This window comes from Pseudomonas sp. BLCC-B112 (assembly GCF_028550695.1).
Taxonomy (GTDB): Bacteria; Pseudomonadota; Gammaproteobacteria; order Pseudomonadales; family Pseudomonadaceae; genus Aquipseudomonas; species Aquipseudomonas danubii.
In genome coordinates, this window is record NZ_JAQQGK010000010.1 from 195,501 (window position 1) to 214,471 (window position 18,971).

Below are 18,971 nucleotides of genomic sequence, written 5' to 3' on the forward strand. Positions count from 1 at the left end.
CCCCTGCGGCATCAGGAGCTAGGAATGGATTCCCACCTGCCAACGTCCGATCAAGAAGCCCTGATTCCCATCTATCAGGGCTGCCTGTACTTCCTGCCCATGGCCAACGTCTTCGACTTGCTCCACATGCCGGCCCTGCAGAGGAATCTGTACGAGCAGGCGCATCGACCTGGCTGGCTCACCTGGAAGACCTTCAGCAAGTGGTTTGCAGACCCTCAGCCCAAGGAGGAGATGCGCCCTACCCAGAAGCTCAAGCTGGACAAGATGCTGCAAAGCCGTCCGGAGCTGGCACAACTGCAGCAAGAAATTCTGCAGAAGGAGGCGCTCTGGCGCCCCTACGCCGAATGGCTGGGTTTGATGGCTAGCCCGCTCTTCAATAGCCCGCGATGCGGGGACTACTGGAAAGACAAGCTCGAGACAGAATGGCACCTGGCCTGCAAGCTGTTGCCCGGTGCCTCCGGCGTCGCGGCAAAGCTGGCACTACTGGCCGACTCCACATTGACCGAGGATCTCGGCCTTCCTGGTTCAAGGGCACGGCTCAAGGCATTGCTGGCAAGCACACGCGATGAGCAGGCCCTGACCAGCCATGCGGATTTCATGCAGACGAGACTGGCCGACAGCGTCGCCACATTGCTGCGTTTTGCGGCCTGGCTGACCGCCGATGCCGTGGTGCTGAACTGGGACCTGATGCAACACAACGCAACCCGGAATAGCCAGCCACTGGAACGCTGGCTGCCCAGGCTGACGCCTCCCCAGTCCGACTGGAGCAACCCTCTCGGCGACTGCCTTGAACACTTTGCCAAGCTCGCGGGATGCTCTAACACGGCAGCCCTTGGCGAGCTCTGGGCGCAGCATGAGTACCATCAGGGCAAAGTCCGTGACATCACCTCCAAACAACGCTTGCTGCGTGACTGGATCAGCGGCGGCAAAGGCCGGCCTACCCTCGCCAGCGTGCGCTCACTTGCCGAGGCGGTGGCGATCAGGGCGGCCGCCTTGCAAGGTGTGGCGGACTACCAGGGAGGAAGTGAAATCGATGCACTGCGGCAAATGCTGCACTTTGCCGAAACAACGCGTTTTCTACAGAAGGAACTGCAACGGCTGGGCCTGCCCGCGCAATTGATCGGCGAGGTGTTCGCCAGCTATCCGCAGGAGTACCGCAAAGCGCTGATGATCCTGGGCCATCCGCTGCCCTGAAGAAAAGGGCCGGCACGTCGCCGGCCCCAAAGCCTTGGTCATCTAGGTTTCGACGGAGACTGATTGGGATTCAGCTGCTTGCCACGATTGCCCTGGCCCTTGTCATAGATGGGATTGGTACCTGCCGTGCCCTTGTTGGCGTTCTGGATATCCCCTCGCGCATCCTGGGGGTGTTTCTTGCTACTGCCCATCGCTGCCCTGGTATCCCCCCGTGAGCGCCGGTAGGCAGGGCTGTTGGGGTTCAGTTGATTAGCGCGGTTGTTGCGGCTTTGCTGGTTCATGAGGTGTGCCTTTAGTGAGTTGTCTGGCTGATCTTGAAGATCGAGCACAGGATCAACCCCAGGCCTGAAAACACCGAGGAATTGGCGAGGAAAAAAGTCGCCTATTGCATGCAACTTCAGCAGAAGCTCACAGCCAGCGCCGCACGCGCTGTCGATACGCCGCAAAATCCGCACCAAACAACCGCCCGAGCGCCCGTTCTTCGGGAGCGATCTGCAAGCGATTCATGTACAGGACAAACCCCAGGACGCCCAGCAGCACTAGGGGCGAGGCCAGGTACAGCCCCCAGGCCAGCAACCATAGGGCAAAGCCGACATACATCGGGTTGCGGGTGTAGCGGTAGATGCCTGACGTGACCAACGCTGAGGCCGCTTCGGGTTTCAAGGGATTGACCGTGGTCCGGGCACGCCGGAACGAGATCCCGCCCGCCAGAACGAACAGCAGCCCCGCCCCGATCAGCGGCAGCGCCAACAACAGGCGTGTGCCCCATGCCAGGTCAAGTCCCGGCAGCCCCAGCGATGCACCGCCCATCAGCCCGCCGAACACCAGCGCCACCAGCGGGGGCGGAACCTTGTTTTCCAATGCCTGCAGCATGATTCTTCCCTCGACATGTTGCGCAATAGACAGGCGACGGATCTCTAGCCCCAGAGGTTGCCCGTCACCCGCCACAGCTTACCGTCGCTCAATAATGCGACAAGACATTCCTGGGAAGCCGGCACTGCCCACTTGAGCATCAGCGCGCATTTGTACATCCTCCGGGCCTCGACCTGATTGTCCCCATCCACTCTGAACCCCCAACTGGACTGGTTCCAGCGCGAATGGCCCTGAAACCTCGGAATTCCTCACAACATGCAAATCCCCCATCAAGGCAGTTGCCTGTGCGGCGCAGTCACTTACCGAGTGTCCGGCGCACTGAAAGCCGTCACCCACTGCCACTGCCGCAAGTGCCAGAAAGGCCATGGCGCGGCCTTTGCCTCCTACGCCAGCACCCCGCGCGCGAATCTGCACGTCAGCGACGCCGGCACAGCCCTCAAGGGCTATGAGTCCTCCCCCGGCGTACTGCGCCAGTTCTGCTGCCACTGTGGCTCATCGTTGTTCTGGCAAAATGTGCGAGGCGAATACGCCGAGTGGATTTCAATCGCCATCGCCACCCTGGACACGCCATTCACGGCCCCCAAGCAGAAGCACCATTGCGTGGCCATGAAAGCCAGCTGGCATGCCATCACCGATCACTATCCGCAACTGCCCTGACCCCGGGCGCAGCCGTGCCCCTACCTGAAGGATCGGCCAATAGATGAGCCAGCACTTGTGCTACGTATGGCTACTGCCGCTGCTGGAAAGCCCTTATGAGTCGGTAGCGGCCAACCTGCCCAATGCCCTGGCCGAGCGGGACATCAAGCACCCGCTGCCCCAGGCGGTCGACCTGCGCCAGTTGCTGCTGACCGCCCTGGAGTCCGACTCCGAATACTGGGCGCAATGTGCCGTGATATGGCTGGAAACAGGCTTTCCACTGGATCACGAGCTATGCGAAACCCTGCTGCATCAGGTGTCTCGCAAACGCTTCAGCCAATCCATCCGGCACAGGCTGACGCCCCTGGGCAAGCGCTGGCTGCGTCAGCACCGCCCGACGACCTGAACACCACCGGCCCCGGCGCCGCTAGCGCGCCGCCAGATCCTTGGGTTTGTAGAACAGGAAATGGCCGATTTCGGTGGTCTTGATATAGCTCTTGGCCCACTGCGGTGAAACGCTGCGGTCGTGAAAGTACAGGGCGCCGCCGGTGCGGTCCTGGAGCTGCTGATTCAGCGCCTTGCGCGCAATCTCCTTGGCCAGGCTATAGCGCCCCTCCTCTTGCACCTGATCCGGGCGACCGTCGCACCACCAGGAGAACTGGCACGGACTTTTTTCCGAGCCCTGCTTGACCACTTCGCACACGGTAGACGGAAACCCCTCATGGCCCAGGCGGTTCATGACCACATCGGCCACCGCTTCCATATCGGCAGACTCCCCTCCTTTGGCTTCCCAATACAGAGTTCGCGACAGACAGGTGATGGCATCGTCCACCGGTGCCTGGCCGGCGGGGTCAACGGCCTGGACTTCAGGCTTGGTGATGGCTGCCGCCTGGGGCTCGGCCTTGGGGCTCTCTTTGTCCGCGACTTTCTGCTCCAGGACCTGAGCCTTGTCCTTGGCCACTTCCTGGACCACCGATTGCGGCTCGGCGGCCAGGAGCTGGGCGATATAGAGCATCAGACCGTAGCAGGTAAGCCTTGCGATGAAGTGCATGATCGACTCTTCCAACAAGTCATGGACCCTGTGTCAGCGCCAGCCCTGAGCCATTGAGCCACAGCGCCGCGCACCGAGGCCGGCGCACGGGCTCGTAGGCGACAACCGACGGGTCATGAGCGGGCCATATCGAGTCGACCATGGCGCCACTAAAACATTCCCTTGAAAAACGCTGACCGGACCAGGGACGCTGGACCTCGGCGCAGCGCCCCGGCTCAGCACCTAGAACTTGTAGCCCAAGCCCACCATGTACACGAACGGGTCGACATCCACATTGACCTTGGAGCGAACCCCAAGCTGGCTGTTGTTCACATAGGCATCGGTATTGATGTCGATGTAGCGCATCTGTGCGTTGAGCATCAGCCGATCGGTGAGCATGTAGTCCATGCCCACTTGTGCCGCCCAGCCCCAGGAGTTGCCGGCGCGGAAGTTGTCGAAGCCTGCGGCTGAAGCCCGGCTGCCGACCTTTTCATCGTAGATCCAGGTGTAGTTGATCCCCGCCCCTACATAGGGCTGGAACGCCGATTTGCTGTGCATCGGGTAGTACAGCAGGCTCAGGGTCGGCGGCAGGTGCTTGAGGGAACCGAGCTTGCCATCGGCAATGCCGCCAGCGGTGCCACTGAGGCTCACGTTGTGTTCAAAGGGGGTCGCCGCCAACAGTTCCACCGCCAGGTTATCGGTCAGCATGTAGGCGAAGTTCAGGCCCAATTGGGTATCGCTGCCCAGGCTGGCCTTGCCCCCCAGGCTGGTGCCGGCCAGGGCGCCGCGATCGACCTTGACGCTGGAGCTGCTCTCACGCGGGTCCACCGTCACCGCGCCGGCGCGGACAATAATGTCGCCAGCCTCGAAGGCCTGGGCCGTGGAAACGGCCAGGGCAGACAACAGCAGGCTGGTACTCAGAAGGGTCAATTTACGCATGCATCACTCCACTACTCGAACAACGGCCAACCCGCCAGCCGTGATCACGGCGGGCTGTGCCAGGGAGGCTTGAGTATCGAGAAGCAGGTGAACGCGCACATCTGCCGAATGACATAGGCCGAGGCCGATCAGGCGCCGGATGCGTTGCGGGGTGTTTCGTTAATCAAGGCCGCGGCCGGGCGCCTGCGGCCAATCGCGGCCGGAGCCCGGTCAGTCCAGCAAGCCGGCGTTCTTCAGCAGTTCGCCCAACCCCTGGGGAACCAGCGGCGTATGCTCGGTGAAACTGGCGCTGCCCTGCCAGCGGGCCACAAAGGGCGCGCCGTCGCTTTCCTGGGCGTCAAGTTGAGCGCGCTGATAGACCGTCGCATCCTCGAAGCAGGCGTCGTACACCTGGACGATTTCATGGCCGGGTTTGCCGTCGTAAACAAACAGGCTTTCCAGAGTGCCGATCAGCCGCAGGTTGTTGATCGACTGCCCCAACTCCTCCTGCACTTCGCGAACAATGGCCTGGGCACTGTGCTCACCAAAATCGATCCCACCGCCCAGCGGCCGGAACAGCGTCTGTTGCGTGTCGGCATCAACGAACTGATTGACCAGGATCTTGCCCTGGTGATGGAAGACACACAGCGCCAGGGCGCGGATACGGGGTTCAGCCAAGGGATGAAGTCCATTCAAAGGGGGCAAGGCGCGGCATTAGAACATGGCGCAATGAGCATCAGCCAGCGTAGAAATACTTTACCGCCAGCGTCGGCACCTCCTCCATCGCCGACCACAATTGCTCGTCCAGCTCGCCACCGATCAGCTCATATTGCTCGTCACTCAGCAGCTCGGGAATGTCCCACAGCCGCTGCAGTTGCGGGTGATCGTCAAGAGGCCCGATCAACTGCCGCTGGCGGCTGACCACGGCATGGGTGCTACGCGCGCCAATGGCAACCAGCGCCTTGAGCGCCAGCTCGCAGCAATGCTCGCCCCAGTTGCAGAAGAACTGCAGGAAGCCCCCGTTGTAACCGTCTGCTTCCAGGCGCCAGAGCGCCACGATCAACTGATCGTCCTCTGGCAATTGCTCCAGTTGCCACTCCAGAGCCTGCAGCCGCCCCATGGATTCCCGGCACAGGTGCTCCCAGATCCAGTCGAAGGCATCGATGCCGACATCCGCGTCTCCCAGGTGCGGCCAGGACACCGAGATCCCATGCGGGTGAATCCGAAAATCCGCACGCTGCTCGGGTGTGGCGCTTTGCAGCTGGCTGTAACGGCTCAAGGGTTGGCGCAGGACCAGGCCGTCGGCCCAGCTCAGGCAGAGCGCGTCATCTTCGAAGTGGACATGGAGGATGGGAGGGAATTTCAAAACGCTACCTATTTTTTCCTGAAGGTCTTGGCCTTGGCCTTTTTCATCTGCTCGTGTTTGGCGATGCGTGATTTTTCAAGCAATGAAAAGACCGTGCTGAACACCACAATGGCCAGGATCAGGAAAAACAGTCCTATTACCACAATCGCCATCAAGGAGTTCCCCGGTTCTGTTTGTCCGCTGCCATCTTGGCCTCCATCTTGTTCAAGGTTTCATCGAGCCGGCTTCTGCGCTTGCGCTCTCGATGGTCGGAGGCGAGCTTGCCCATCAGCCCCGACGTACAACTGACGACGATGGCGCCCGCAGCTATGAACAGGCCCCGGACGACTTTATCCGACATAGCCGTAAGCCTTGTTCAACGCCTTGTAGAAGGCTTTTTCCAGCTTGCCGTTGTCGAATGGCTCGCGGTGGTGATGCTCAATCAACTCGTTGCGCAGCCGCTGAATCTCCTTGCCATGCTCGGCAAGACTTTGCCCGCTGTGGGCAAAGTCGTGGCGAAGACGCTCCAGGTGCACGATGGTCGCCAACTGAGCCAGGTCGGCCGCCGTCAGGCTCATGTTCTGCTTCAGCGCTTGGGCAACCTGCTCCACGAGATCGGGAGAGCAGTACTCGTCCGACGACTCGAAGTGATATTCGGTATCGGCATTTTCGGCATGATCGATCATTGGCATTGAACTCTGATCCAGTCATCGAAGGTGGTGGTTTTATCGTCAAGCAGGCGGATGGAGCGCTCGTAGTCCATCACCACTCGCTGGTGCTGACGATGGGTAATCAAGGTCGACTTGCCGGCATTCCAGAGAAAAGGCCCGGCAATCAGGTAGTTCATCTTGCCCGTACGCCCCCCTGCCCCGGCGACCAGCAGCAACATCTGGATCATCAACCCCGTGCCGTAGGCGATGGTGCTCATCAGCGCCAGGTGCAGGTCCTTGTCCTCCTGGGTCACCTCGGACTTGTAGAAAGCGATGGCGTGCCGTCCGCTCAACAGCAGCTTGATGGTGGCGTAGGAGCTGATATCCGCCGCATTGATCGTACCGAACTCCCTGCCCAGAGCATCCATCAGCGGGTTCGAGGCGCTGTAGCCGGACGCCTTGCTTTCATCCTTCACCCACTGGGTGAACAGGGAGCTGAACGGCAGGGGAAGACCATCCTTGGTGGGAAGGTCGCTGAGGCAATGGGTAAGAATATGGGCAATCGCCTTGAGGTGCTTGAGCACCGGTCCTGCGCCCGGGTACCCCGCCTCGATGTAATCGACGACCAGAGAATAGAGAGTCTTGCCGCCTACGGACTCGCCACCGAAGGTGTAGTCGTCCGGCAGCTTCTGGAACACATTGAGGTCATGCCCGAAGATGTAGCGATGCTTGGCGCCGGTCCGATAGTCGAGGGGGCTGGTGGTGCCTTCCGGCTTGAAATACTCATGCAACTTGAGAAACAGCTCCTCCAGCTTGTCGGCGTGCAGATTGGTCATGTACGCCGAGACCACCCCCGCAATACCGATGCCGACCGCGCCGCTGATCTGCGCCGCCGTCAAGGTGCTGTAGCCGGTATCGACCTCCAGCTCAGCCAGCAGCTCGGTAAAGTTCACCGGTCCCACGGCGGCGATGGCGCGCTCTTGAAGGCTCTGGCCCGGGCGGCTCTGCTCAAACTCCAGCTCACCACGATGAAGCTTGCCCAAATAGGTCAACTCCGTGGCTTTCTGGTCCCAGTACTCATCCGAGGGTCCGGCAAACACGGTTGATAGGCGACTGAGCAATCGACGCACGAAAAATCCCTTGATCGGCAGGGTAAAAGTGGCGCAACGCTATCATATTTGCCCCATCGAAGTATCTAGAAGGCGGCAAGGTCACCGAATTCAACCGGGGCCCGCCTTCTCGCGCTGGAGCATCCGGTTGCAGGCCGTCATCAGCATCCCGCTCAACAGCCCGATCAGCAGGAACGGAAAGAAACCATGGGTCAGCAGCGGCACCCAGAAGCCCAGCCCCGCGGACCAGCCCTGAGGATTGACCATCAACCCCTGTGCCCCGGACAGCAGCCAGACCACCAGACCACTGAGGCCGCCACCGATCACGTAGCGCCAAGGGGTGACCAGTACCCGCTCCACCAGCCACAGCATCGGCCAACAGACCAGCACACTCAGCCACGCGCCGATCAACCCGCCGAAGAAAAACATCGGCAGGCTTTCCACGCCCCTGGGATAGAGCGCCGTAGCGATGCTGCCCAGGGTCAATGCACCTGACAGTGGCACCATCAGCACCCGTGACCATCCCTGGCGCTCTGGCCCTTCACCGGCAACCGGCAATGCCTCGATCCCGCGCACCAGCAGAGTAAAAAGCCCCCCCAGCGCCAGCCCGCCCAGCACCGCCAACAGCAAGTGCCTCGTTGCAGCCCCCAGCAGAACCGCGGCCGCCAAGGCCTGCACCAGGCTGCTGAAAAAATGTCGACCGGGCAGCGCCGGGCAACGTCGGTCACCCCATAGCAACAGAGGAATACCCAGGACAATGGCGATGACACTGCCATACACAAACCCGGAGAACAGCTGTGAAGCATTCCAGCCATTGACCAGCCCCTTGGTGACGGCATAGATCAGCCCGCCGCACAGGGGGACGGCAAACAACCGGAGTTCGGCATTAGGTTTCATTGGCTTGCACCTGGAAAACTGGCAGGGTCACGGAGCTGAACAAGCGAGGGCTTTTACACAACTGTGGCGCAGTAATCCACCGCAGGATAAGGATTGACCGACATTCGCAGCACTGTGGCTTATAGAACAGCAACGAGGTATACAGCAGGACGAAAAAACAGCACCACACTCACTGTCGAAGATCACGGACCGATGCTATCCGCACAACAAGCCTGCAATGCCGTACTTGCCCTCCATGACGGCACCCTCAGGGATGGCAAGCCCGAACGCTTTGCCATTCAATCCTGCGAGCTGTCCGCCAAGGGTGATTACTGGGCGGTGCGCTGCAACAGTGAGGACTATGTGGTGCACGGCATGACGCAATACTGCTATGTCGGCGTCAATGCCCATCTGGTCAATGTACTCAGCGGAGAAATCGAGACGGTCGCCAACTGCTTCAGTGTTGAAGAGTACCTGCAAGACAAGTACGACCTGCGTGCCGCAGCAGGCCAGTGCTATGTACTGACCCCGGCATTCAGTCGTGACGACAAGCCGGCAATGATCAACCTGCGACAAAAGCTCGACTGCTCCTATCCCGAGGCCATCCGGTTGCTGACCGATGAACAGCGTCACTGGCTCACCGGCATACGCCGGCACCTTGAGGTGGCGCAGCAACTGCTCGCCCAACAGAACATCGCGACCTGCGTCGAGATGGTTCCTGAAGCGGCCGGGACGGTTGCCATTGGGGTCGAAACCTGGCATCGGGATGCCGCCCTCAAGGCATTACGCGACAGGCTGCATTGATCGACCACTTCCAACTCCTGAAAAGCCGCTTCTAACGCCCATGAAAATCTACCTCGACGACGAACGCCAAACCCCACAAGGCTGGATTCGCACCTACTGGCCGGACGAAGTCATCGCGTTGCTCAAAGCCGGCGGCGTCGAAGAGATCAGCCTCGACCACGACCTCGGAGATGACCTGCGCGGCACCGGTTACGACGTGATCCTGTGGATCGAAGAGGCCGTGGCCCTGAATGGCTTTCGTCCACCGCGTATTCACATCCACTCGGCCAATGCCAGCGCCGTGGAAAAGATGCGCGCAGGCGTGCAAGCGATCGATCGACTGGCCCGCAACAACGGATGCCGCCCATCAACCGACAACAGTGGCAGTTGACCCCATCGAGGACCGCGCGGCAGCGAAATCGGGCAACAGCTAAGGGCCCCCTAGCCTGCCAACCGCCGGCCCAGGATCTGCGCATACTCGCCCTTGATCTGCTCAAAGCCGTACTTGCGCTCCAGGCGCCTGACGATGAAGTGCCCGCGGGCCATGTCCTGATAAAAGTCGGTGAACAGCGCATTGATGGTGGCGCCGGTCAAGGCGCCGATCACCGGCACCGCCTGGGCCGCAAACTTGCTGGAGATGGTCACGCCATAACGGCTGGCGACCTTCTCGATCAACAGCGCCAGCCACTTGCCCACCTGCCCCGGCGACAACCTGCCAGCCGCGCCCACCCCCTGCTTGGCGGCAATCGCCGCCAGTTCCTTGGACAGTTGCTGCATGGCCTGGGTGGTGAAGCTGCGGGTGAGGTAGTAGCCGGTCTCCGTGGCGTCATCGGCCTGGCTGTTGCCGCCCATGGCGAACACTTCGATGCAGGCTTGCTTGGTGGCCAGGTCGTTAAGGTCGAAGCCTTCGCTGCGGGCCACATCGGCCACCGAGCGCATCATGATGGTGGTGGAGATGGGCAACTCGACAAACAGCGCGGCAAAACCAAAAGCCCCGCCCACCGCACCGGAGGTGGCGGCATAGACTTTGTGCAGCAGCGTCGATGCCTGTTTTTTTGGCGTGTTTTCCAGGCTCCACAGCGCCGCATCGGCGGAGGTCTGCAGCGCGGCCACCACCGCATCGTTGATTTTTCTGGACACCCAGTTGGGCAAGGCCTTGACCGCGCTTTCAATGGGCGAGCCGAGCACGCCGGACAGGCGCGCCGTCAGCGAGGGTGACTCCAGCAAGCTCACGGCACGCTTGAGGTCCCCATAATCCTGCGGATTGTCTTTGATATTCACGCACTTCTCCTGCCGTTAAACCGCCCACGACGTGCAAGGTAATGGGTTTGCAACGCTCGGGAAAGTGAGGCCGGGGCCTGCCCGCGAAAGGACTGCAACGTCCTCTCGCGGGCAGGCCCCGGATCATTGCCGTCAATCCTGCAACCAGACCCGCACTTCCCGTACCGCGCCTTCAATGAACACCAGGTTGGCGACCTGCCCGGCCTCGATCAGGTCCTGGCGAGCCCATTGCAGGGACTCCAGGAGCGGCCCGAGCTCCACCAGTTCGACCCGTTCCACCGCGGCCTTCATCGACTGCCGGGCATCGGACTTGGCCTTGCGAATGGCGGCCAGCGTGGCACTGACCGCCTCCAGCAGCGGCTCGACAAAGTCCTCGGCTACCTGCGCCTCGGGCCACTGGGCCCGGTGCACCGAACCCGGCTGCCAGCAACGCCAGACCTCCTCGCAGACAAAGGGCAGAAACGGTGCGAACAAGCGTTGCAGCACACTCAAGGCCGCCGCCAGGGCATTACGCGCCGAATGCCCCTCGGGCCGATAGGAACGACGCTTGACCAGCTCGACATAGTCATCGCAGAACCACCAGAAGAAGCCCTCGATGCCCATCAGCGCGCTGCTGTAGTCGTAGCCCTCCAGAGCCACCTGGGCGTCCAGGGTCACCGCACCCAGGCGCTGCAGCATGGCCTGATCCAATGGCTGATCGACACGGCCTTCGGGGTCTCCCGGCACCGCGAAAACCAGCTTCGACAGGTTGAACAGCTTGAGCGCCAGGCGCCGGCCGATCTTCATTTGCTGCTCTTCAAAGGCGGTGTCGCTGCCCGGGCGCCCGAGGGCCGCCCAATAGCGCACGCCGTCGCTGCCGTATTGCTCCAGCAAGGCTTGCGGCGTGACCACATTGCCCCGGGACTTGGACATCTTCTTGCGGTCCGGATCGAGGATCCAGCCCGACAGCGCCACGTGCCGCCAGGGCACGACGGACGCCTCGAAATGGCTACGCACCAGGGTCGAAAACAGCCAGGTACGGATGATGTCGTGGCCCTGGGGGCGCAGGTCCATGGGGTAGACCTGCGCCGACAGGTCGTCGTCCTCCTCCCAGCCGGCGGCGATCTGTGGGGTCATGGAACTGGTGGCCCAGGTGTCCATGATGTCGCGCTCGCCGATAAAGCCATGGGGCTGGCCGCGTTGCTCGGGGCGGTAGCCCGCTGGCGTGTCCAGGGTCGGGTCCACCGGCAGTGAGGTTTCGTCCGCCAGGATCGGCCTGGCGTAGTCCGCTACGCCCTGGGCATCCAGCGGATACCAGAACGGAATCGGCACGCCGAAGACCCGCTGGCGGCTGATCAGCCAGTCGCCATTGAGGCCGCCGACCCAGTGCTCGTAACGACTGCGCATGAACGGCGGATGCCACTCCAGGGACTGTCCGCGGCCGAGCAACTGCTGGCGCAGTTCAGCGCTGCGCCCACCGTTGCGCAAGTACCACTGGCGCGTGGCGACAATCTCCAGAGGCTGGTCGCCCTTCTCGAAGAACTTCACGGCGTGCCGGATCGGCCGCGGTTCGCCAAGCAAAGCGCCACATTCACGCAACATCGGCAGTATCAACTTGCGTGCCTGGGGCAAACTGCACCCCGCCAGGGCCTCATAGGCCTGACGCGCGCCCGGCGTGGTCAGCCAATCGGGCGCCTGGGCCAGCAGCCGACCGTCCGGCTCGATGATCGAGCGGGTGGGCAACTGCAGCTCGCGCCACCAGAGCACATCGGTCAGATCGCCAAAGGTACAGACCATCGCCAGCCCGCTGCCCTTCTGCGGATCGGCCAGGGCGTGGGCCAGCAACGGCACCTCGACCTCGAACAACGGCGAACGCAGGTGTTGGCCGAAGCGTTTCTTGTAACGCGGGTCATCCGGATGCGCCACCAGCGCCACACAGGCCGCGAGCAATTCGGGGCGGGTGGTGGCAATGCGCAGGTCTTCACCCTCGACGCCCTGGAACCGCAGGTCGTGATACGCCCCCGCCACCTCCCGTTCCTCCAGTTCAGCCTGGGCCACGGCGGTCTGGAAGGTCAGGTCCCACAGGCAGGGAGCCTGCTGGCTGTAGAGCTCGCCGCGCCGGTAGTTGCGCAGCAAGGCGCGCTGGCTGACCCGCTGCGCACGCTCATCAATGGTGGCGTAGGTCAGGCCCCAGTCCACCGACAGGCCCAACTGCATGAACAAGCTGCGAAAGGCCTGCTCGTCGAGGGCCGTCAAGCGGTGGCACAGCTCGACAAAGTTGCGCCGGCTGATCGCCGCATAGTCGGCACGCCGCTCGGCGACCCGGGCCGGTGGCTGCAACTGCGGCTGGTAAGGCGCCTGGGGATCGCAGCGCACGCCGTAGTAGTTCTCGACCCGGCGCTCGGTGGGCAAACCGTTGTCGTCCCAGCCCATGGGGTAGAACACGGCCTTGCCGCGCATGCGTTGAAAGCGCGCGATGATGTCGGTGTGGGTGTAGCTGAACACATGGCCGACGTGCAATGAGCCCGAGGCCGTGGGTGGCGGTGTGTCGATGGAGTAGACCGCGTCCCGGGTGGCACTGCGATCGAAGGCGTAGGTGCCCTCTTCCAGCCAGCGCTGGGACCAGCGTGTTTCGAGGTGTTCAAGCGAGGGTGTGGCGATGGGGCAAAGCGTTGGGGTTACACGTTTAACGGTGACATAGCATCCTCCTGTTATCACCCGATGGCGCCGCAAGAATCGGCGCCGAAGGGGAAATTTATAGAGGATCGCGCCGGATTAGTAAATTGCCCAAGCGCCCCTTTTTTGCATCTTCGTTCAATCGAACTGCAGGTCCGCAGCCCATGCCGGGTACTGGCTTTGCAAGCGCAGCAGGCATTGCTCCAGCAGTCGCGCATCGTCCGGCAAACGCTGAGAGAGGCTGTGCCAGCCCCTGATCCGCAACTGCAGCGGCATGTCCACCAGTCCGGAAATGGCATCCCAGAAGGCATCCCAATTACAGCCATACCACTGGGGAAAACCCAAGGCATCACGCAAGGCCAGGTGCAGTTCACGGGCCGTGCCAAGGTCACGCACATCAATTTCCAGCCACTGCAGGCGCGTCATGTTCTGTGCCTCTGCTCCGGTTCATGGGCCGCCAGCATAACCGATGCCATCGCTTGCGGACGCTTACGCAAGCGCTTCAACCAAGCACGGCAGCGTTCACGGCAATCCCTTGCCAGCTTCGGCCAGCCCCTGCCACGGCCCTGCTCCGGCAACGCCACGGACACCGCACAGAACGGCACAGCACAAGACTGCCGGATCATGGCCCGACTTTTGCTCCGTCTGCCGCTACCAACCAGGGAGTCGTCACATGACAGGAAGCATCTCAAGCACCACGTCACTCGTCGCTATGGGCCTCAAGGGAATCACCCGGGCTTTGGAGAGTGGCACGGTGAAGTCCATGAAGATTCAAGTCGAAAACGCAACGCCGCAAATCCAGGCGCAGATCGACGCCAACTTTCTGGAGTCGCAGGCTTCGAACGCAAAGCTGATAGCCCAATACAGAACCACCCCTACCTGGGCGACCTTCGACGACAAGAGCAACAGCGTCGAACTGCCCGATGTGGCATCGCTCGACAAGAGCGACGCCACCCACGTGCTCAAGGGCCTGCAATACCTGATGGAAATCGGCCGCCTGGACGGCAAGACCCTAATCGCCAGGAACGCCGGCCAGTCCACGGACAGCCCCTTGCTCTACCAGGATTGGCTGCAGGCCAGGATCGGCGTTGATGCCCATGCCTGAGTAGTGCGACCCGCTCAGCGGCCGGCCTCGCTGAAGCCTCGGCGCAACCTAGTGACTGATGTACTGCTGGGTCTTGCTGTCATAGACATAGGTGAGGTTGTCGGCCGCCACCAGCGGGCGGACTTTTTCCGGCCCCTGGAAGGTGGTGCCGCTGACCTTGACCTGCACCTGCGGCAGCGACTCCTGGCCGGCGACGAAACTCAGCTCACCGTCACTGCCGATGCACGGCATCACCGCGCCGTCGTCGCAGGCCGCCGAATTGTCCTCGCCGGTGCGCACCTGGCCGACATGGGACCAGATCCAGCCGTCGTCTTCGGGTTTCTTGTTCGGATTGAACACGAACAGCGTGTAGCCCTTGGTGACGATGCCGTCCTCAAAGGTCGCCGTGGGCACAGCCAACAGCAGCCGTCCATCGGCAGTGCGGTGTTCCAGGGCCTGGCGCTTGGTGTCCACTTCCTCGGGTTTTTCCCGACCGCCAAAGAAGCCGATCTTGCGCTCGATACTGAGTATGGAATAGGCCGGCGTCTGGCCTGGATGGGTGAGTTCGAAGGTGGCATCGGCCAGCCGCACCTGGACGTCGGGCGCGGCAAAATCCTCGCCCTGGCGGGCGGCGCTGTCCCGGGTGTGCCAGACAAACGCCGCGTAGTAATGCTTGCCGTCGAAGTCCAGCTCCTTGCCGTACCAGAACGTGGCGGTGACACCGTCCTCCAGCTCCACCTCCTCATTCGCCGCGGGAACCTCGACGTTCTGCATCACCGCCAGCACCGCGCCTGGGGGAATCGGTGCGTCCTTGGCCTGGACCAGCGCTGGCGCCGCCAGGGTGAAGGTGGACAACAGCAAGCCTGCCAGGCCTTTGCCCAAGCAGCCTTGCATGAGCGAACCGGCCTTGATCGTGATTTTCATCGCTTGAACGTCCCTGTGAGCCTGTAGAGAACCGCGGACTGCGTCGGCGGCGTCGTGCATGACGCGACGATCATAAAGGCAGGCTTTCGGCACCGACAAGATGCTGGCAAATGGCAAGTGCGGGCGCTCATTGCGGGTCTGGACTGCTCGGGGGCGGCACCAGCGGGCTTTGCTACTCCCATGGCTTGCATGAAACATATGGATTTCCGTATATTCGATTTCCCATATATTCAAGCCAGCACCATGATGACGCCTGCCGACGTATTCAAGAGTCTTGCCGACGAAACCCGCGCCCGCGCCACCCTGCTGATCGCGCACCAGGGCGAACTGTGCGTCTGTGAGCTTATGTGCGCCCTGAACGACAGCCAGCCGAAGATCAGCCGCCATCTGGGCCAACTGCGCAGCAGTGGCCTGTTGCTGGATCGCCGCCAAGGGCAGTGGGTCTACTACCGCCTGAATCCGGAGCTACCCGCCTGGGTGCACCAGATCCTGCAAGTGACCCTGCACGCCAACGCCCACTGGCTCCAGGACAACGCTGCCCGCCTGCAGAACATGGATGGACGCCCGGTCCGCGCTGCTGCCTGTTGCTGAATCCGCTACCCAAAGAGCCTTTGACGTCCGCCGCAGCGGAAGGAGCAACCCATGCGAGTCCTGTTCATGTGCACGGCCAATAGCTGCCGCAGCATCCTCTGTGAAGCCCTGTTCAACCACCTGGCGCCCGAGGGATTTGCGGCCCTGAGTTCCGGCAGTTTTCCCAAAGGTCAGGTGCTGCCCCGCAGCCTGGCCACCCTGGAGCAGGCCGGCATCGCCACCGCCGGCCTGTACAGCAAGGGCAACGACGCCTTCGCCGACAACCCGCCCGACATCGTGATTACCGTCTGCGACAAGGCGGCGGGCGAGGCCTGCCCGGTGTACTTCGGCCCCGCACTCAAGGCCCACTGGAACCTGGAAGATCCCTCCGACGTCCGGGGTGACGAAGCCTGCGTCGACGCCGCCTTCCGCGCCACCCTGGCGCACATCGAGCTGCGTTGCCGGGCCTTCCTGGGCCTGCATTTCAACCACCTCAGCCGTGAGCAACTGCAGCACGAGTTGAACCGTATCGGCACACTCTGAGCCGGAGGACACATGTCAGAACACCTGTCAGAACACCTGCCCAACCTCGACCTCTCCCTGCTCGATGGCAAGCACGCCAGGCCCGAGCACAAACCGCGCATCCTGCTGCTGTACGGCTCGACCCGGGAGCGCTCGTTCAGCCGCCTGCTGGTCGAAGAAGCCGCGCGCCTGCTGCAGCACTTGGGTGCCGAAACCCGGATCTTCGATCCGTCCGGATTGCCCCTGCCCGACGACGCTCCCGTGGACCATCCCAAGGTTCAGCAACTGCGGGATCTGGTGCAATGGTCCGAAGGCCAGGTCTGGTGCTCGCCAGAACGCCACGGCGCTATGTCGGCGGTGTTCAAGGCACAGATCGACTGGATTCCCCTGAAGCTCGGTGCCGTGCGCCCGACCCAGGGCAAGACCCTGGCGGTGATGCAAGTGTGCGGCGGCTCGCAGTCGTTCAACGTGGTCAATCAGCTGCGGGTGCTGGGCCGCTGGATGCGCATGTTCACCATCCCCAATCAATCCTCGGTGCCGAAGGCCTACCTGGAATTCGACGAGTCGGGGCGGATGAAACCCTCGGCCTACTACGACCGGGTCGTCGACGTGATGGAGGAGCTGGTGAAGTTCACCCTCGTGCTACGGGACCAGCAAGCGTTCCTGGTGGATCGCTACTCGGAGCGCAAGGAAAGCGCCGAGCAACTCATGGCCCGGGTCAACCAGCGTTCGATCTGAGAGCACGATCCCCCTGCCCTCTCGCTAGGTTCCGGACATTGCGGCCCACTTGAAGCGCCGGCTCAAGCCAGCAATTCGCTGATCCATTGCGTCTGGCGGACGACCTCTTGCACCTTGTCCTCGGGCACGGCCTGGGCTTGAGTGAAATTGGCCAGCGTGCGCTGCTTCAGCCGCAGCAGACGCTGCCACTTGGCCAGGAACGCCGGGCTGCGGGCCTGCATCTGCAGCGGGCCGAAGTACAGCTCCCGGGCACTGTACTGCACTGGCCCGACGCGCTCGGCGACGATGATTTCGTAGTCGAAGCGGTTCTCTCGCAGCACTTCCTCGGCGAGGATCTGGTAGTCATGTTCCATCAACCATTGGCGCAACGGCTGCTCGCCGCCGTTGGGCTGCAGGATCAGACGCTCCTCACCGCTCAAGCGCGCCTGGCCGCTGTCGAGGATGTCACGGATAGTCTCGCCGCCCATGCCACAGAGGCTGATCGCGGTGATCCCGTCTGCCGGTTCGATCGCGGCCAGACCGTTGGCCAGGCGCACGTCGATCTGCTGCTCCATGCCGCTCTCGCGCACCGCGCGCTGGGCCGAGCGAAACGGCGTCAACGCCACCTCCCCGGCCACCGCTGCAACGATGGTGCCGCGGCTGATCAAGGCCAACGGCAAGTAGCCGTGATCCGAGCCGATATCGGCCAGCCGCGCGCCGGCCGGCACATGTGCCGCCACACGCGCCAGGCGCATGGACAATGTCTGTTGCTTCAACTGCTGCCCCTTTTCACCACGAACGTCCGCCAGCCAGGGCCGGATCGGGGGGCGATTCTGGCGGGCAATGCCGGGCATTTCAAATTTATGCGACCGGAACCTGGGATGCGCTGCAGAAAAGGCCCGCTCCGGACAGGGTCGAAAGCACCGTCCTGCATGGCGGGTTTCTGAGCAGAAACAGACCTTCGTTGCTGGCAGCGTGCACCCTGGTCAGTGATAGACTCCCCGCCCATTTGGGGGCTTAAAAAATGCTCTGTCCAGAATGTGAACAAGGCGACGTGACCAAGGTTCAAGTGCGGGCGACGCAGGAGATTCTGTACGTTTGCCAAGAGTGCGAGTCGCTGTGGCTCACTGCCGAGGTCATGGCTACCGAGCCGTTCAACTGTTTCACTTCCTACATGGAGGAGCTGGGTTTACCGCCGCTTTGGAGCTCGCTGTATGTCCTTGAGCCAGTTAGCGAGTTGTTGAGTCTTCACCCACCTTCAGGAAAATCATGGACATTCGATTGACGCAAACCAGGGACTGGATGCTGTTGAAGCGCGTTCGTCTCGCGGCACTTCAGGACACCCCGACTGCCTTTGGCGTGAGTTACCAGACTGCCGCTAACTACAGTGACCAGCAGTGGCAGGACCGCGCCTCGTCAACCGGTAGCCAATTCTGGCTGGCCTTCAAGGACCAGCAGCCGGTGGGAATGATCGGTGCCGCAGTCAGTGGCGCGAACCGCTACAACTTGATCGGCATGTGGGTAGCCCCCGACGCACGGGGCAGTGGCGTGGCCGCGAAGCTGGTGGACGCGGTGAAATCCCGTGGGCGAGACAAGGGCCATGAGTGCGTGTATCTGGACGTCGCCCCCGAGAACGCAAGAGCCGCACACTTCTATCTGAAGCAGGGATTCGCCTTCATCGATGAATGGGAACCCCTGGAAAGCCATCCCCATATCAAGGTGCAGACCATGCTCTGCCCTCTGTAGAACTGACCCGGCCGCGCCTCTGCTGGCCAGAGGTGTGCTAGGCCCGAGAAAAGATAGC

At 62.1% G+C, this 18,971-nt stretch carries 26 protein-coding genes; 10 read left to right on the forward strand and 16 right to left on the reverse strand.

Annotated features, from left to right (window positions below; genetic code table 11):
* Positions 1–24 precede the first annotated feature (24 nt).
* On the forward strand, positions 25–1,194 hold the full coding sequence (locus tag PQT43_RS24930) for a hypothetical protein (protein ID WP_272754869.1): 1,170 nt from the start codon (positions 25–27) through the stop codon (positions 1,192–1,194).
* A 38-nt stretch (positions 1,195–1,232) separates the two neighbouring features.
* Here the strand turns inward: PQT43_RS24930 and PQT43_RS24935 are convergent, their stop codons facing one another.
* Both PQT43_RS24935 and PQT43_RS24940 read right to left on the reverse strand, forming a co-directional pair.
* Entirely contained in the window at positions 1,233–1,475 is a 243-nt protein-coding gene (locus PQT43_RS24935; RefSeq protein WP_159897923.1) for a hypothetical protein, read from the reverse strand.
* A 127-nt stretch (positions 1,476–1,602) separates the two neighbouring features.
* Positions 1,603–2,064, reverse strand: coding sequence for a methyltransferase family protein (locus PQT43_RS24940; RefSeq protein WP_102880094.1), 462 nt, complete (start codon positions 2,062–2,064; stop codon positions 1,603–1,605).
* A gap of 258 nt (positions 2,065–2,322) precedes the next feature.
* On the opposite strand from PQT43_RS24940, the gene PQT43_RS24945 reads away from it, so the two are divergent.
* On the forward strand, positions 2,323–2,724 hold the full coding sequence (locus tag PQT43_RS24945) for a GFA family protein (protein WP_272754870.1): 402 nt from the start codon (positions 2,323–2,325) through the stop codon (positions 2,722–2,724).
* A 43-nt stretch (positions 2,725–2,767) separates the two neighbouring features.
* Complete coding sequence (locus PQT43_RS24950; protein ID WP_272754872.1) at positions 2,768–3,109, forward strand: hypothetical protein; 342 nt, start codon at positions 2,768–2,770, stop codon at positions 3,107–3,109.
* Between the two features lie 21 nt (positions 3,110–3,130).
* On the opposite strand, the gene PQT43_RS24955 is transcribed toward PQT43_RS24950, so the two are convergent.
* From PQT43_RS24955 to PQT43_RS24995, 9 genes are all read right to left on the reverse strand, one after another.
* Complete coding sequence (locus tag PQT43_RS24955; protein ID WP_170003740.1) at positions 3,131–3,754, reverse strand: cell wall hydrolase; 624 nt, start codon at positions 3,752–3,754, stop codon at positions 3,131–3,133.
* Positions 3,755–3,976: 222 nt separating this feature from the next.
* Entirely contained in the window at positions 3,977–4,672 is a 696-nt protein-coding gene (locus PQT43_RS24960; protein WP_102879926.1) for an OmpW/AlkL family protein, read from the reverse strand.
* 210 nt (positions 4,673–4,882) lie between these two features.
* Positions 4,883–5,329, reverse strand: a complete 447-nt coding sequence (locus PQT43_RS24965; protein WP_102864245.1) for an NUDIX hydrolase — start codon at positions 5,327–5,329, stop codon at positions 4,883–4,885.
* Between the two features lie 58 nt (positions 5,330–5,387).
* The gene (locus PQT43_RS24970) at positions 5,388–6,017 is read right to left on the reverse strand and encodes a DMP19 family protein (protein ID WP_213666118.1); all 630 of its coding nucleotides are present in this window, start codon (positions 6,015–6,017) and stop codon (positions 5,388–5,390) included.
* 8 nt (positions 6,018–6,025) lie between these two features.
* Complete coding sequence (locus tag PQT43_RS24975) at positions 6,026–6,169, reverse strand: hypothetical protein (protein ID WP_180988597.1); 144 nt, start codon at positions 6,167–6,169, stop codon at positions 6,026–6,028.
* A complete protein-coding gene (locus tag PQT43_RS24980; protein ID WP_102864243.1) occupies positions 6,169–6,357 on the reverse strand; it encodes a hypothetical protein in 189 nt (62 codons plus the stop codon). Before PQT43_RS24980 ends, PQT43_RS24975 begins: the two co-directional genes overlap by 1 nt.
* Complete coding sequence (locus tag PQT43_RS24985) at positions 6,347–6,682, reverse strand: hypothetical protein (RefSeq protein WP_110652994.1); 336 nt, start codon at positions 6,680–6,682, stop codon at positions 6,347–6,349. Before PQT43_RS24985 ends, PQT43_RS24980 begins: the two co-directional genes overlap by 11 nt.
* A complete protein-coding gene (locus PQT43_RS24990) occupies positions 6,679–7,776 on the reverse strand; it encodes a hypothetical protein (protein ID WP_181433957.1) in 1,098 nt (365 codons plus the stop codon). Before PQT43_RS24990 ends, PQT43_RS24985 begins: the two co-directional genes overlap by 4 nt.
* Positions 7,777–7,866: 90 nt before the next feature.
* Positions 7,867–8,652: a hypothetical protein gene (locus tag PQT43_RS24995; RefSeq protein WP_272754877.1), complete on the reverse strand. Its 786-nt coding sequence runs from the start codon at positions 8,650–8,652 to the stop codon at positions 7,867–7,869.
* A gap of 93 nt (positions 8,653–8,745) precedes the next feature.
* Here PQT43_RS24995 and PQT43_RS25000 point away from each other — a divergent pair, with 93 nt between their 5' ends.
* Positions 8,746–9,435, forward strand: coding sequence for a hypothetical protein (locus PQT43_RS25000; protein WP_272754878.1), 690 nt, complete (start codon positions 8,746–8,748; stop codon positions 9,433–9,435).
* Positions 9,436–9,475: 40 nt separating this feature from the next.
* Positions 9,476–9,805, forward strand: coding sequence for a cyclic-phosphate processing receiver domain-containing protein (locus PQT43_RS25005; protein ID WP_110652991.1), 330 nt, complete (start codon positions 9,476–9,478; stop codon positions 9,803–9,805).
* Between the two features lie 50 nt (positions 9,806–9,855).
* Here the strand turns inward: PQT43_RS25005 and PQT43_RS25010 are convergent, their stop codons facing one another.
* The 3 genes from PQT43_RS25010 to PQT43_RS25020 all read right to left on the reverse strand — a co-directional run bounded on the left by PQT43_RS25010 (position 9,856) and on the right by PQT43_RS25020 (position 13,776).
* A complete protein-coding gene (locus PQT43_RS25010) occupies positions 9,856–10,695 on the reverse strand; it encodes an EcsC family protein (RefSeq protein ID WP_272754879.1) in 840 nt (279 codons plus the stop codon).
* Between the two features lie 132 nt (positions 10,696–10,827).
* The gene (valS, locus tag PQT43_RS25015; RefSeq protein ID WP_272754880.1) at positions 10,828–13,392 is read right to left on the reverse strand and encodes a valine--tRNA ligase; all 2,565 of its coding nucleotides are present in this window, start codon (positions 13,390–13,392) and stop codon (positions 10,828–10,830) included.
* 96 nt (positions 13,393–13,488) lie between these two features.
* On the reverse strand, positions 13,489–13,776 hold the full coding sequence (locus tag PQT43_RS25020) for a barstar family protein (protein ID WP_272754881.1): 288 nt from the start codon (positions 13,774–13,776) through the stop codon (positions 13,489–13,491).
* Between the two features lie 337 nt (positions 13,777–14,113).
* Between PQT43_RS25020 and PQT43_RS25025 the strand changes: the two genes are divergently transcribed.
* The gene (locus PQT43_RS25025; RefSeq protein ID WP_249735863.1) at positions 14,114–14,455 is read left to right on the forward strand and encodes a hypothetical protein; all 342 of its coding nucleotides are present in this window, start codon (positions 14,114–14,116) and stop codon (positions 14,453–14,455) included.
* A gap of 48 nt (positions 14,456–14,503) precedes the next feature.
* On the opposite strand, the gene PQT43_RS25030 is transcribed toward PQT43_RS25025, so the two are convergent.
* Entirely contained in the window at positions 14,504–15,358 is an 855-nt protein-coding gene (locus PQT43_RS25030) for a hypothetical protein (RefSeq protein WP_123393104.1), read from the reverse strand.
* 243 nt (positions 15,359–15,601) lie between these two features.
* Between PQT43_RS25030 and PQT43_RS25035 the strand changes: the two genes are divergently transcribed.
* From PQT43_RS25035 to arsH, 3 genes are read left to right on the forward strand one after another with little or no spacing between them, the layout of a single operon-like run.
* Positions 15,602–15,949 carry a metalloregulator ArsR/SmtB family transcription factor gene (locus PQT43_RS25035; RefSeq protein ID WP_102880097.1) on the forward strand — a complete coding sequence of 116 codons (348 nt, stop codon included), beginning with the start codon at positions 15,602–15,604 and terminating at the stop codon, positions 15,947–15,949.
* 51 nt (positions 15,950–16,000) lie between these two features.
* Positions 16,001–16,471, forward strand: a complete 471-nt coding sequence (locus tag PQT43_RS25040; RefSeq protein WP_272754882.1) for an arsenate reductase ArsC — start codon at positions 16,001–16,003, stop codon at positions 16,469–16,471.
* A 24-nt stretch (positions 16,472–16,495) separates the two neighbouring features.
* Entirely contained in the window at positions 16,496–17,188 is a 693-nt protein-coding gene (gene arsH / locus PQT43_RS25045) for an arsenical resistance protein ArsH (protein WP_272754942.1), read from the forward strand.
* Positions 17,189–17,250: 62 nt separating this feature from the next.
* Here the strand turns inward: arsH and PQT43_RS25050 are convergent, their stop codons facing one another.
* Positions 17,251–17,943 (reverse strand): tRNA (adenine(22)-N(1))-methyltransferase, encoded by a 693-nt coding sequence (locus PQT43_RS25050; RefSeq protein WP_317072769.1) that lies wholly within the window; start codon positions 17,941–17,943, stop codon positions 17,251–17,253.
* A 493-nt stretch (positions 17,944–18,436) separates the two neighbouring features.
* On the opposite strand from PQT43_RS25050, the gene PQT43_RS25055 reads away from it, so the two are divergent.
* The gene (locus PQT43_RS25055; protein WP_272754884.1) at positions 18,437–18,913 is read left to right on the forward strand and encodes a GNAT family N-acetyltransferase; all 477 of its coding nucleotides are present in this window, start codon (positions 18,437–18,439) and stop codon (positions 18,911–18,913) included.
* Positions 18,914–18,971: the final 58 nt, after the last annotated feature.

What these genes read in the sequence shown, in the direction of transcription:
- PQT43_RS24975 (WP_180988597.1), bottom strand. Translation starts at nt 6,169, where the DNA reads ATGGCGATTGTGGTAATAGGACTGTTTTTCCTGATCCTGGCCATTGTG.
- PQT43_RS25005 (WP_110652991.1), top strand. Translation starts at nt 9,476, where the DNA reads ATGAAAATCTACCTCGACGACGAACGCCAAACCCCACAAGGCTGGATT.
- PQT43_RS24935 (WP_159897923.1), bottom strand. Translation starts at nt 1,475, where the DNA reads ATGAACCAGCAAAGCCGCAACAACCGCGCTAATCAACTGAACCCCAAC.
- PQT43_RS25055 (WP_272754884.1), top strand. Translation starts at nt 18,437, where the DNA reads ATGGACATTCGATTGACGCAAACCAGGGACTGGATGCTGTTGAAGCGC.
- PQT43_RS24960 (WP_102879926.1), bottom strand. Translation starts at nt 4,672, where the DNA reads ATGCGTAAATTGACCCTTCTGAGTACCAGCCTGCTGTTGTCTGCCCTG.
- PQT43_RS25030 (WP_123393104.1), bottom strand. Translation starts at nt 15,358, where the DNA reads ATGAAAATCACGATCAAGGCCGGTTCGCTCATGCAAGGCTGCTTGGGC.
- PQT43_RS24985 (WP_110652994.1), bottom strand. Translation starts at nt 6,682, where the DNA reads ATGATCGATCATGCCGAAAATGCCGATACCGAATATCACTTCGAGTCG.
- PQT43_RS24945 (WP_272754870.1), top strand. Translation starts at nt 2,323, where the DNA reads ATGCAAATCCCCCATCAAGGCAGTTGCCTGTGCGGCGCAGTCACTTAC.
- PQT43_RS25035 (WP_102880097.1), top strand. Translation starts at nt 15,602, where the DNA reads ATGATGACGCCTGCCGACGTATTCAAGAGTCTTGCCGACGAAACCCGC.
- PQT43_RS24955 (WP_170003740.1), bottom strand. Translation starts at nt 3,754, where the DNA reads ATGCACTTCATCGCAAGGCTTACCTGCTACGGTCTGATGCTCTATATC.
- PQT43_RS25020 (WP_272754881.1), bottom strand. Translation starts at nt 13,776, where the DNA reads ATGACGCGCCTGCAGTGGCTGGAAATTGATGTGCGTGACCTTGGCACG.
- PQT43_RS24930 (WP_272754869.1), top strand. Translation starts at nt 25, where the DNA reads ATGGATTCCCACCTGCCAACGTCCGATCAAGAAGCCCTGATTCCCATC.
- PQT43_RS25040 (WP_272754882.1), top strand. Translation starts at nt 16,001, where the DNA reads ATGCGAGTCCTGTTCATGTGCACGGCCAATAGCTGCCGCAGCATCCTC.
- PQT43_RS24995 (WP_272754877.1), bottom strand. Translation starts at nt 8,652, where the DNA reads ATGAAACCTAATGCCGAACTCCGGTTGTTTGCCGTCCCCCTGTGCGGC.
- PQT43_RS24950 (WP_272754872.1), top strand. Translation starts at nt 2,768, where the DNA reads ATGAGCCAGCACTTGTGCTACGTATGGCTACTGCCGCTGCTGGAAAGC.
- PQT43_RS24980 (WP_102864243.1), bottom strand. Translation starts at nt 6,357, where the DNA reads ATGTCGGATAAAGTCGTCCGGGGCCTGTTCATAGCTGCGGGCGCCATC.
- PQT43_RS25025 (WP_249735863.1), top strand. Translation starts at nt 14,114, where the DNA reads ATGAAGATTCAAGTCGAAAACGCAACGCCGCAAATCCAGGCGCAGATC.